The sequence below is a fragment of the Nonomuraea sp. NPDC050790 genome (genome assembly GCF_044456745.1).
Taxonomy (GTDB): domain Bacteria; phylum Actinomycetota; class Actinomycetes; order Streptosporangiales; family Streptosporangiaceae; genus Nonomuraea.
On the sequence record NZ_JBITGF010000015.1, the window covers coordinates 183,944 to 194,633 of the forward strand.

Annotated in this window: 15 protein-coding genes; 8 read left to right on the plus strand and 7 right to left on the minus strand. The window is 66.2% G+C overall.

All coding sequences use genetic code 11. The features are described 5' to 3' along the window. Positions 1 to 37: 37 nt before the first annotated feature. From ACIBEJ_RS48200 to ACIBEJ_RS48215, 4 genes are all read left to right on the plus strand, one after another. Positions 38 to 955 (plus strand): sulfotransferase domain-containing protein, encoded by a 918-nt coding sequence (locus ACIBEJ_RS48200; RefSeq protein ID WP_397189749.1) that lies wholly within the window; start codon positions 38 to 40, stop codon positions 953 to 955. Positions 956 to 1,178: 223 nt separating this feature from the next. Beyond that, on the plus strand, positions 1,179 to 2,003 hold the full coding sequence (locus ACIBEJ_RS48205) for an RHS repeat-associated core domain-containing protein (protein WP_397189750.1): 825 nt from the start codon (positions 1,179 to 1,181) through the stop codon (positions 2,001 to 2,003). Further along, complete coding sequence (locus tag ACIBEJ_RS48210; RefSeq protein ID WP_397189751.1) at positions 1,895 to 2,554, plus strand: polymorphic toxin-type HINT domain-containing protein; 660 nt, start codon at positions 1,895 to 1,897, stop codon at positions 2,552 to 2,554. The genes ACIBEJ_RS48205 and ACIBEJ_RS48210 overlap by 109 nt, the downstream gene beginning before the upstream one ends. Before the next feature lie 175 nt (positions 2,555 to 2,729). Beyond that, positions 2,730 to 3,335: a hypothetical protein gene (locus ACIBEJ_RS48215; RefSeq protein ID WP_397189752.1), complete on the plus strand. Its 606-nt coding sequence runs from the start codon at positions 2,730 to 2,732 to the stop codon at positions 3,333 to 3,335. Between the two features lie 26 nt (positions 3,336 to 3,361). On the opposite strand, the gene ACIBEJ_RS48220 is transcribed toward ACIBEJ_RS48215, so the two are convergent. Beyond that, positions 3,362 to 3,487 (minus strand): hypothetical protein, encoded by a 126-nt coding sequence (locus ACIBEJ_RS48220; protein WP_397189753.1) that lies wholly within the window; start codon positions 3,485 to 3,487, stop codon positions 3,362 to 3,364. A 657-nt stretch (positions 3,488 to 4,144) separates the two neighbouring features. Here ACIBEJ_RS48220 and ACIBEJ_RS48225 point away from each other — a divergent pair. After that, positions 4,145 to 4,831, plus strand: coding sequence for an integrase core domain-containing protein (locus ACIBEJ_RS48225; RefSeq protein WP_397189754.1), 687 nt, complete (start codon positions 4,145 to 4,147; stop codon positions 4,829 to 4,831). A 270-nt stretch (positions 4,832 to 5,101) separates the two neighbouring features. Here ACIBEJ_RS48225 and ACIBEJ_RS48230 read toward each other — a convergent pair whose 3' ends face one another. Next, positions 5,102 to 5,422, minus strand: a complete 321-nt coding sequence (locus ACIBEJ_RS48230; RefSeq protein WP_397189755.1) for a helix-turn-helix transcriptional regulator — start codon at positions 5,420 to 5,422, stop codon at positions 5,102 to 5,104. Positions 5,423 to 5,671: 249 nt separating this feature from the next. On the opposite strand from ACIBEJ_RS48230, the gene ACIBEJ_RS48235 reads away from it, so the two are divergent. Beyond that, entirely contained in the window at positions 5,672 to 6,049 is a 378-nt protein-coding gene (locus ACIBEJ_RS48235; RefSeq protein WP_397189756.1) for an STAS domain-containing protein, read from the plus strand. A gap of 41 nt (positions 6,050 to 6,090) precedes the next feature. Here ACIBEJ_RS48235 and ACIBEJ_RS48240 read toward each other — a convergent pair whose 3' ends face one another. From ACIBEJ_RS48240 to ACIBEJ_RS48260, 5 genes are all read right to left on the minus strand, one after another. Beyond that, a complete protein-coding gene (locus ACIBEJ_RS48240; RefSeq protein ID WP_397189757.1) occupies positions 6,091 to 6,663 on the minus strand; it encodes a hypothetical protein in 573 nt (190 codons plus the stop codon). 34 nt (positions 6,664 to 6,697) lie between these two features. After that, a complete protein-coding gene (locus ACIBEJ_RS48245; protein WP_397189758.1) occupies positions 6,698 to 7,843 on the minus strand; it encodes a serine hydrolase domain-containing protein in 1,146 nt (381 codons plus the stop codon). Positions 7,844 to 8,453: 610 nt separating this feature from the next. Beyond that, on the minus strand, positions 8,454 to 9,005 hold the full coding sequence (locus tag ACIBEJ_RS48250; RefSeq protein WP_397189759.1) for a cysteine hydrolase family protein: 552 nt from the start codon (positions 9,003 to 9,005) through the stop codon (positions 8,454 to 8,456). A gap of 55 nt (positions 9,006 to 9,060) precedes the next feature. Beyond that, entirely contained in the window at positions 9,061 to 9,378 is a 318-nt protein-coding gene (locus tag ACIBEJ_RS48255; protein WP_397189760.1) for a hypothetical protein, read from the minus strand. 82 nt (positions 9,379 to 9,460) lie between these two features. Next, positions 9,461 to 9,877 (minus strand): CBS domain-containing protein, encoded by a 417-nt coding sequence (locus ACIBEJ_RS48260; RefSeq protein WP_397189761.1) that lies wholly within the window; start codon positions 9,875 to 9,877, stop codon positions 9,461 to 9,463. 132 nt (positions 9,878 to 10,009) lie between these two features. On the opposite strand from ACIBEJ_RS48260, the gene ACIBEJ_RS48265 reads away from it, so the two are divergent. Then, positions 10,010 to 10,231: a hypothetical protein gene (locus ACIBEJ_RS48265; protein WP_397189762.1), complete on the plus strand. Its 222-nt coding sequence runs from the start codon at positions 10,010 to 10,012 to the stop codon at positions 10,229 to 10,231. Positions 10,232 to 10,244: 13 nt separating this feature from the next. Continuing rightward, the gene (locus ACIBEJ_RS48270) at positions 10,245 to 10,583 is read left to right on the plus strand and encodes a hypothetical protein (protein ID WP_397189763.1); all 339 of its coding nucleotides are present in this window, start codon (positions 10,245 to 10,247) and stop codon (positions 10,581 to 10,583) included. Positions 10,584 to 10,690: the final 107 nt, after the last annotated feature.

Below are 10,690 nucleotides of genomic sequence, written 5' to 3' on the forward strand. Positions count from 1 at the left end.
TGCGAGGATGACGGCCGTGCGCCACTACGAGTCGAGTATGTACGACAGCAACCGCTGGGACGGCTTCGAACTCCGCCCCGGCGACATCATCATCAGCACCCCGCCCAAGTGCGGGACGACGTGGACGCAGATGATCTGCGCCCTGCTCATCCTGCAGGAACCGGTGCTCCCGCTCCCGTTGGACACGCTCTCGCCGTGGATCGACATGGTGACTCGCGCCCGCACGGACGTGTTCGCGGACCTGAAAGCGCAGACGCACCGCCGGTTCATCAAGACCCACACGCCACTCGACGGGATACCCAACGATCCGGCGGTCACCTACATCTGCGTCGGGCGGGACCCGCGCGACGTGGGGCTGTCGATCGACCACCATATCGACAACACCGACATCGGCGCGTTCCTCAGCCAACGCGAACGGGCCGCCGCGATCGACGGTATCGAGCTCGGACCATTGCGGCCACCGCGGCCGCGCCCCGACGGCGAGCGGGACCGCTTCTGGCAGTGGGTCGACGACGAGACGCCGTCGACGCAGGCCGGGTCGTCGCTGCGGCGCACTGTGGAGCACCTGCAGACGTTCCGGGACGCCGCCGACGATCTCGACGTCGTGTCCTTGCACTACGACGACCTAAAGGCCGACCTGGAGGGACAGATGCGGCAGATGGCCGCGCGTCTGGGCATCGACGTCGACGAGCACCGATGGCCCAGCCTGGTCCAGGCGGCGACATTCGAGTCGATGCGCAGCAGGGCCGACACGACCGTCCCCGCCGGCGGTCCGGAGCACTGGATCGATCCCGCCGCGTTCTTCAGGCGCGGCACGAGCGGCCAGTGGCGCGACCTCCTCGACGACGCCGACCTCGCCCGGTACGCCGCGCGCGTGCGGGCGCTCGCGTCCGACGATCTCGTCGAGTGGGTGCATCGCGAGCCGATCGACCGAGATCCCCGTCCGGCGGTATAGGCCTTCGAGGAGGATGAGTGCAGAGCGATGATCATGACGCTGTATCTCGGCTTCGCCGAGGTGACTGCGCTGGAGCGGCGGAGCTGGTGCAGGTCCAGTCCGGCGTGCATGTCGAGTAGGACGCGGGCGCGGTCGTAGCCGAGGCGGGCGCGTCCGGTGTGCAGGCAGATATCGCCGGGCGGCGGGCGGGAACGCGACGGCGTTCGGCCAGGAACAGCAGCCCATGGATACGGCTCGTGCCCGTCCGGCAGGGGTAGCAGGCAACGTCAGCCGCGAACGCTACCTCCCGTACGGCACACGCCGCGGCACCGACGACCTGCCCTTCACCGACCTCGGCTTCCTCGGCAAAACCGAAGACGCCACCACCGACCTCCTCTACCTCGGCGCCCGCTACTACGACCCCGCCATCGCCAAATTCATCTCCACCGACCCAGAACTCGACCTCCGCACCCCCGAATGGGCCAACCCCTACTCCTACGCCGCAGGCAACCCCATCGACCAATCCGACCCCGACGGACGCCGCGTTGACGCCGGCGGCGGCAGCAGCGACAAAAGCTACGGCTACTCCCGCGACAAGAAGACCCCCAACGCCAACCAGAACTTCGCCAAAACCCACCACGCCAGCGGCAAGAAGAAGACCAAGACCGAGCAGAAAGTCCACCGCAAGCGCCACCAAAACTACGAGCGCGTTCGGGAGCAGCGACGGCAAGATGCGAACTACGCACGCAATCGCCGGGACGCACTGCGGAAGCAGGAGATCTTGATTATAGGACCGCGCAGGACACGCTACCCGGCGCGACCGATGCCGCGGGGATACCCGGTATCAACATTCCTCTGCGAGGCGGATTCGGGAAGATCCGTCAACCCAATCCCACGATCAAACCCTTCAGATCGAACAGCAAACCCTGCAGCAGCTTCGTACCCGGAACCAAAGTGCTCATGGCCAATGGTCGGACCAAGCCAATTGAAAAAATCAAGGTTGGTGACAGAGTTCTGGCTACCGACACGGCGAGCGTTCAGACCTCTCCTCAAACCGTCACAGCACTGATCTTCAGCCAGGGGGCGAAGAATCTTGTTCAGATCACCAGTGCTGCTGGCGGCAGCAAGGGTGAGGTGGCAGGTGCTCTGATCGCGACCGAAACTCACCCCTTCTGGTCGTTGGACAAAAAGGACTGGGTAGAAGCTGGCCGACTTCGCCCTGGGCTATCCATTCTGGCGAGCCCGGCCTCTGCTCCTGTTCGGATCATCGCAGTTGATAAATGGACAACACAGAACCAGCGAGTCCATAATCTGACCGTCGCCAACGAGCACACTTACTACGCGCAAGCCGGAACAACGCCAGTCCTGGTTCACAACGACGAGTGCCCAGTCAGTGGCCGCAGCCACGGACGCCTCGGCGAAGCGGCGACAAAGGATCGACTTACCAAGGAAGGCTATACCGATATCGTTCAAGAGGTTAGATTTAAGAATAGCAAGGGAGAGGTATTTAGAGCGGACTTCGTGGCTAGAGACAAGAACGGGAACTGGGTTGCAGTGGAGGTGAAACCGGTCGAGGTGCCAGGATTACTCCAAATCAAGCACGAGGGTGTCCGGAACTAAATGGCCCACGAGGTGTCGCGGTTGACACCAGCAAGCTGTCAGCCTACGGTGTCCGGAAGGGTTCCAAGATATCAATGCGTGTCGAGGTAGACACACGGAAATGCCCAGATTGCTCCTAGAGGCCAGGATCGTCGAAGAGCTCACGCATAGACTGACCCCCAAGGGATGGCTTGCTGTGGCGGACGAAGACGACCAACCAGTTTTCGTCCGCCAGGGAACGTTGGAGATTGAACAGCAAGTCGCTTTGCAGATTGCGGTGAGGAGCTACGGAGTAGCGCTTGCCCCAGTGCTTGGTGTCAGACACAAGGAAGTTGATCGCCTTTCGGCGGAACTACATAACCTGCCTTTTGATGACGGCGTCGGCGTATGTCTTATAGGCAAAGATCTCCACTATCTCATGGCCCAGCATGGCGAACAAGATGTCGAGCCATACGCTGGATGGCTCGTTGAGAATGACATGGATGCCGCAACCGTTGCGGATGAGATCGCCAGGGCAATCGATGAGTGCGGAGATCGATTTTTCCAGCCCCTGGGAGAACTGGATTCGATCATTGAGAATTTGGCGAGAACAAAGTGCGACCAGTTCCAACTAGCACATCTCGCCATTGCTACTCATGTATCGGGCCGTCTTGATGACGCAGTCGGCTATCTGGAGGAATTTGCCGCGAGAGCTGCCCTCGAGCCACCGTTTGTCGCGACTCAATCATGGGGGTTTGTACGATCTTTCGTCGATCGCTTCAATGTGGATGAGGGCGGCCTTGCTTTCAGGATTCCTGACTAACGTCCAGCTTGGGTTCCGCAGAGGCGTCACAGGTCGGCGCGGTTGACCGCAATCGCAGTTGGCACTGCGTGACGGGCAATCAGCGCGCACGCCATCACGGTCTTGCCCGGTCCCGTCGCGACTGCCAGGACGTCGGCGGCGTGCTTGGCCATCGCCTCGACGGCCGTCGTCTGGACCTCGGTGAGGACGCCAGCGAACCGCGCGTTGATCGCAGGGCGGCGTCGACGGCCGGCGCTAACCTTGAGCGCGCCGCCCGCGGTAGTACGAAAGCTACGAAAAGTCGAAGACGACAGGGTGCTAATATTAAATATCGCTTTCCGGCGACATTCTCGACGAGTCGAGCGCGATAATCGCCCGGTACCGCGTCAAAAAGCAACCACGACGGCTCTTACCTGTGGTTTGACGTGGTTTGTACCCGTAGGAAAGATCGCGTCTTGTGCCTATTCGCCTGATCTATCTGATCATGCTTCGGGTGTTCGGCTGGCTGATGTTGCTGGGCCGCGGCCAGGCGTCGAAGGACGCAGAAATCATGGTGTTGCGCCATGAGGTGGCGGTCTGCAGCGGCAGGTCGGACGCCCGAAGCCGGACTGGGCCGATCGGGCCGTTCTCGCAGCGCTGGCCTGGTCGTTGCCGGAGGTGCTGCGCGGTCATCGACTGGTCACTCCGGCAACGTTGCTGGCATGGCATCGTCGCTTGTTGCGACGGGCCTGGACCTACTCGCAGCGGCCCGGGCGTCCAGGAACGACTCCAGAGATTCGAGAGCTGACTATCCGCCTGGCGCGGGAGAACCCGGCGTGGGGCATCGACGGGTGCACGGCGAGGTGGTGCGGCTTGGCTTCCAGGTCAGCGCGACGACCGTGCGGCGCATCATGCGCTCGCGCCGCTTGAGACCGGCGCCCCGGCATCTCGACACGTCATGGCGGACCTTCTTACGGTTGCACGCCGAAGGGCTCCTGGCTTGTGATTTCTTCCATGTTGACACGATCTCGCTGAAGCGCTTGTACGTGTTGTTCGTGATGGAGGTCCACACGCGACACGTCCACGTCCTGGGCGTGACCAGTCACCCGACCGGCGCGTGGACCGCTCAGCAGGCCCGCAATCTCCTGATGGATCTCGGCCGGCGGGCAGGGTCGTTCCGCTTCCTCATCCGCGATCGGAATGCCAAGTTCACCGCCGCCTTCGATGAGGTGTTCGCCGCCGTGGGAATCACGATACTGAAGAGTCCGCCGCGGACACCGAGGGCGAACTGCTATGCCGAGCGCTGGATCCGGACGGTGCGAGCCGAGTGCACCGACCGCGTGCTGATCTACGGCGAACCTCACCTGCGCTCGGTGCTGAACGAATACATCGATCACTACAACGCGCATCGACCGCATCAGGGTCGTGGGCAGCGACCACCCGATCACGATGAGCATGTGGTGGTGCCGATGGAAGGCCGGATCGAACGCCATAAGGTACTCGGAGGAGCGATAAACGAGTACCGCCGAGCCGCATAGCTCGGTTGGTGAAACCCCAGCTCAGCCCACGTGCGCGAGTTTTCACGCCCTACAGGGTGGTCAGCGCCCCGGCCACCAGGGGCCGGGCGGGCGCCTGAGGTGACGGGCGCCCTGCGCGAGGTGGCCGCCCGATGGCGGTCAGCTGCCCAGGGCGGGCCTGGCAAACCTGACCCGCCCGCGAGGGCCGTCGGCGTTGGGGCCCGCGTGAACCCTTCTCGCTCTGGCCTGCGGCTTGCGCACTCGGCTCGCGCGCGGCGGCGATGTGGGTGGTCAGGACGGGGGTGGTCCGGTGGGCAGGTCGCGTTCGGAGAACATGTCGATCAGGCGCCGCACCGGCAGGTCGGCTTCGGTGGGGTAGCGCAGGTGCTGGTCGGCGTTGAGGGTGTAGTGGTTGCGGCGGCCGACGCGTTCGCGGGTGAGGTAGCCGGCCTCGTGCAGGTCGTGCACGACCGCGTGCACGGTGCGTTCGGTGATACCGATGGAGTCGGCGATCTCCCGCTGGCGGGCCTCGGGGTTGCGGGCGATCTCCAGCAGCACCCGGGCATGGTGGGTCAGGAACGTCCAGCGAGGCGCCGAGCGGCCGAACAGCATAACGCTCCCCCACTTCCGTCCCGCGCCGGTGACAGACGATCGCCGGGCGGGTATCGGACTCATTACCCCACAATTTATCGCGAAACGCCTTTCGTGTAACACCCTTCCGGGGTTACGGTCGAGATAGCCAGGACACCCCGCAGCACCACCCGAGCCTGCCGCGATCATGGCTGATAGGGGGACATAACCGATGGACGTGCGAGGCAGGCCGTCCCGGACGAAAGGACCTGGCTGGAGGCGAGGCCGAACGTGACACCGTTGCACCTGACCAGCAGGCACCTGGTCGGTGGCACGCTGATCGAGGTGACCGGCGAGCTCGACGCCACCAACACCGCCGACCTCAGCACCTACCTCGAACGCGAGCACCCGCAGCCCGGACTGCCGCTGGTGCTCGACCTGACCCACCTGACCTTCCTGGACAGCGGCGGCCTGCGCCTGCTCATCGACCTGCACCAGCGCGAAGACCAGCACGGCGCCGGCCTGCATCTGGCCGCGCCGCACCGGCGCGTCACCCGCATCCTGTGGCTCACCGGCGTCTGCCAGATGCTGCACATCCACGCCACCCTCGGCCAGGCCGTGACAGCAGCCGACCTGATCGACCCCGAAGCGGTATCCCCCCGCAGCTGACTCGGGCCGCGCCCGGGCGCGGCCGCGCATCACCCGGCCGATCACACCGGCTGCCCGTGCTTGGCCGACGCCGCCGCCTTGCCGCCGTCGGGGCGGCGACGCCGGCCGCTGGCAAGGTTCGGCTCGTAAAGCCAGCTTGCGGGTGCACACCACCGGGGAGACGGCACCGCTTCTTCTTCGCGTCCGGGGTTGCGTTTGCCGCCGAGTTTTGTGCCTACCGTGGATGGCAGAGCCGTCACCGCCGTCATCGGTACGGGGCACTCGGTGACGGCTCGCTGCTGTGCGAGGCCATCAGGCCTTGGGGTTACGGGGCCTGCCGGGGCGTCGAGCTCGGGCGGGATCCAGCCCGGGGCAGAGAGCCGGTTGGCGTTCGGCGATCGGCAGGCGCCGGGACGGATGCACCGCGGGGCGTTCGGCGCCGTCGCAGGCAGCCCGTGCCGGCGCTCGCCGAGGACATTGGGCATCGACCTGTCCGAGGAGCTGCGCAGGACGCATCTGGCGGTGTTGGGCGGTGAGAGCGCGACCAGGCCGCGCTCTCTGGCCGGGCCGGTGTTGCGGCCGTCCAGCGGGCTCAGTTGCTGAGCCTGCTGGACGGCCCGGGCGTCGGCGATCACCGCTGTGTCGGGGGTCTCTTGGCCGTGACGTCGGCTACTGCTGGCGGAGGAACGGTGAGCCGAACACCGCCTCCATGATGGCGCTGAAGGCGGGGAGCCAGCCCCAATCGCAGTTGACGTTCATGGACACCATCCGGCGCCCGTCGGGAGTGCCCATGGTGATGGTGGCGGCTCCGTTGGACATCCCGACCACGGCGCGCTGCGTGGTGCCGTCGGCCAGTTCCCACTCCGACACGCCGGTGCCGTAGCGCGTGTGGGGGATCCAGTTCCTGGTGGGGTTCGTGGTCCACATCTCGCGATGCCAGGCGGGCGCCAGCAGCGACCCCGAGATCATCGCGCCGGTGAAGCGGAGCAGGTCGGGAGTGGTCGAGACGACGTTGCCCGCCGACCAGCCGAAGGAGGTGGAATCGGTGACGTCGACGGCGTCGGTCTCCGGCCCCTGCAGCGTCGACTCCCAGTTTTCCTGGGTCAGGCTGCCCGGATCGACGTCGTCCCTGATGAACATCCTCGAATAGGTCTTGGTGTACGGCGCGCGGATCCCCGCTTCGGCCAGCGGGCGGGCGTAGGTGCCGCTGAGCCCCAGCGGCTTGATGACCGTCCGCTCGACCTCGTCTTCGTAGGCGTTTCCCGTAGCCTTCTCGATGACCGCGCCGGCCAGATGGTAGGCGCCGTTGGTGTAGGCGAAATTCGTGCCCGGCTCGAAGATGGGCGGCTGCGACAGGGCGAAGTCCAGCAGTTCATCCACCGTCCAGACGCGGTGGCGGTTCTGGGCGAACCCCGCCCGTGTGTGGAACGAGCGCACCAGGTCGGCGTCGAAGCCCGTCACCCACAGGCCGCTGGTGTGGTTGATCAGCTGCCTGACCGTGATCTTGCTGCCGTCGTTGCCGTTCCTGCTGACACCGGGCAGCCACCGCTCCACCGGGTCGTCCAAGCTCAGATTGCCCTCGGCGGCGAGCTGCAAAATCGTGGCGGAGGTGAAGGCCTTGCCGCCGCTGCCGATCAGGAACCGGTCCGCCGGTCCGCGGCGCTGCCCCGTTTCGAGGTCGGCCACCCCAGCCGAGCCGAACCAGGTCTCACTCTCGTCCTGGACATGCGCGATGATGCCGGTCACCCCCAGCTCGGCCACCGACCGGTCAAGCACCCCTTGAACCTTGTCCGCGATGTCTGCGATGTCGGTCATGGTGCAGTCCTTTCGCTCTGGCGAACCGCCCGGGGCCTGAACCGGGCGGTTCGCGGATGCCTGCAACCATGGCCAGCCCTGGTGACAAACCTCTGACACGCCGCTTATAACGACGACGGCTCGGCACGGTCCTCTTGTGAGTGACCGGCCCCTTCGCAGTCCACGGTCGGGGCCACCTGTGCGCACGACGAGGCCGCCCTCCTCAGCCCGCTTCGCACCACACTCCCCCAGCGGCTGGAGATCGCGTGCGAAGCAGCCCGCCGCCGCAGCAAGGCCGGCAGCCGCCGACGTCTCACCACCGTGCGGGCTGCCTCACGGCTCATCAGCCCCGAGCCATGCCAACTCCATGCCGGTCACCCCTGCCGGCACCTGGATGCACCTGGCACTGGGCATCGGCATGCTCGCCCTGGACCAGGTGCTCGGGCGTCCGGGTCCGCTCGCGGGCGAACACCGCCCCCGTAGGTCAGGCCATCTGACTGCGAGCACACGAGCACCGCCGGGATGGCTCTCGCCTTCTGGGTCCGACGATCGCCCCGTCTGGATCGCCCAAGGCACCAGCAAGCCGGGAACATGCCGCTTCGAGCTCCGGCGGAACTGCCGGTTGGGCGCATCAGGACCCCAAAGCGCTGTGACCGGGCATGACCGTGGCGCTCATGTTGCGGTGCATCATCTGGATGGCCGCCTCGGCCAGATCGCCGTGAATGTGGGCCACGCAGTCTTCCGCCACGCGGACGGCGAACTCGCGCACGTAGGCGTCCAGGGCCGTGTACAGCACGCATTGCTCGGTCACCTGCCCGGCCAGCACGAGCGTCCCGATGTCCTCGCGACGCAGCAGGTACTCCAGCGGCGTGCCGAAGAACGCGCTGTGCCGGACCTTGGGAAGGAAGGCGCATCCGGCAGGCACCGGCAGCGGCTCGACCAGGTCGGGCCGCCGCCCCTCGATCGCCCGCTGACGAAGGTCCGCCGGCCCTGCGGAAAAGTCCCCATGGTTGTCGTTGACGTAGATGATCTCGACCTCAGGACGCTCGGCCGCCTCGTCGACCAGCCTGGCCAAGGACGGCAGGATCTTCTCCACGCTGCCCGTCAGACGCTCGGCGTCTTCGTGGTCGTAGGGATTGAACATGTCCATGACCAGCACGGTGGTCCTGTCCGTCGCACTCACCGACCTCGTGTCGTCGTCTCTGCCGCCTGTCCCGAAGCTCCCGGCGACCAGACCGTCAACGGGGTGCTTGCCGAGGCGGGGTGCTGAACTCGTCCGCCCTGGCCGGCCCGCCGGTCCTGACGCCGTCGAGGACTTCCCGGACGACGTCGCCGGCCGCCGAGGGTAATTCCACGTGGCGACGCGTCGCGTGCCGGCCGGAACATCCACGCGAGGTGCACGACCGCGTCTGCGCGCCTTCCAGATGCGGGCGCAGATCGTCGCCTCCCCCCTCGAGCGCCCGCCAGGTGGTCTTGTCCGGCTGCCAGCCGGGCAGGCGCCGGGCCTGGCCCACGATGGAAAGGACGGCGTGGTCGGCCAGGGGCGCCGAGATCACGCTCGTGCCGACGTTGCCGGTGGCTCCTATGACGACGACGTGCGTCTCTCCCCCTCAGCCGACGTCCGCCACGCGTGCGGCGTCAGTCGTTGGTCACCGCGCCCAGCAGGTCACCGACGGGTGCGTCGGGCAGCGCCCGGGCCACGTCGGCGAACGCGACCATGCCGATCAGCTCGTGCCCGTCGATCACCGGCAGACGGCGGACCTGGTGTCCGGCCATCGTGCGGAGAATCTCGCGGGCATCGTCGTCGGCGCCGATGGTGACCGGCTTGCCCTGGGCGAACTCGCCGGCCGTACAGGAAGCGGGGTCCTTGCCCTGAGCCAGGGCCTTGATCACGATGTCGCGATCGGTGAGCATCCCCTTGAGGCGGTTGTCGGAGCCGCAGATGGGCAGCGACCCGACGTCGAGCCTGGCCATCTTCTCAGCGGCGACGACGAGACTCTCACCGGCGTCCACGCATTCGGCGTTCGGGGTCATGATCTCTCGTGCGGTGGGCATGAGCCCTCCTTCGGGTGGGTGTCGGCTGCCCCTACCCGGCCCGCCCGCGCCAAACCCGCCCAGGTCACGCCCGCTTTAGCCGACCCCTTCCGGGTAGGTGCGCACCCTGCCGACCGAGCGAGGCAGACCGCCGTGAAAGCCGTCACCTGGCACGGCAGGCGAGAGGTCCGCGTTAAGCCGGCGTACGAAGCGAACCGGCCGGGTCGGGTGACGCGGCCGGTTCGCTTCAACCGGGTACGGTCAGCCCTGCATCTGGCCACCGTGTTCGGCATCGACGACAAGACCGCCATACGCAACGCCAACGCCGCCCGCCACCTGCTGGAGTCCGCTGCGGAAACGTCCGAACCACCGTGACACCATAGGCATCGTGATCTCCGCTGATGAGCTTGTCAGCCGAAGGCTGCTCCAGGTGACGGTGTCCTGGCACACCCACCCCAGCAACGACCACGCCTCACTGGTGCATATGTGGTTCCACATGAGTGATCTAGGCCCTGTCCGCTTCCATACCGCCCCCGACGACTCGCTCGAGCTGACGCTCGACCAACCACACGACTCCTACGACATGGACGAATACGGCCAGGTCACCGTCGGTCCCGCCCCAGAGGATTTCCTGATGAGCCGATTCCTCGGCCAATCGATCCGAGCCGTTCACCGCATCGTCGACCACCGGATCGAGACGGAGATCGGCCTCCGGCTAGTGCTGTGACCGGAAACGATCACCGGGTTGGGCGAGGGGTTCAGACTGCCGGTGCGAGGGGCCGGCCGCCCCAGCGGATGCCTTTCTCACTGCGGATCCGGGCGCGTTCGCGGCGT

Excerpts from the sequence above, each read along its gene's own strand:
- ACIBEJ_RS48200 (WP_397189749.1), top strand. The coding sequence starts at position 38 with ATGTACGACAGCAACCGCTGGGACGGCTTCGAACTCCGCCCCGGCGAC.
- ACIBEJ_RS48205 (WP_397189750.1), top strand. The coding sequence starts at position 1,179 with ATGGATACGGCTCGTGCCCGTCCGGCAGGGGTAGCAGGCAACGTCAGC.
- ACIBEJ_RS48210 (WP_397189751.1), top strand. The coding sequence starts at position 1,895 with ATGGCCAATGGTCGGACCAAGCCAATTGAAAAAATCAAGGTTGGTGAC.
- ACIBEJ_RS48220 (WP_397189753.1), bottom strand. The coding sequence starts at position 3,487 with ATGGCCAAGCACGCCGCCGACGTCCTGGCAGTCGCGACGGGACCGGGC.
- ACIBEJ_RS48230 (WP_397189755.1), bottom strand. The coding sequence starts at position 5,422 with ATGCTGTTCGGCCGCTCGGCGCCTCGCTGGACGTTCCTGACCCACCAT.
- ACIBEJ_RS48245 (WP_397189758.1), bottom strand. The coding sequence starts at position 7,843 with ATGACCGACATCGCAGACATCGCGGACAAGGTTCAAGGGGTGCTTGAC.
- ACIBEJ_RS48260 (WP_397189761.1), bottom strand. The coding sequence starts at position 9,877 with ATGCCCACCGCACGAGAGATCATGACCCCGAACGCCGAATGCGTGGAC.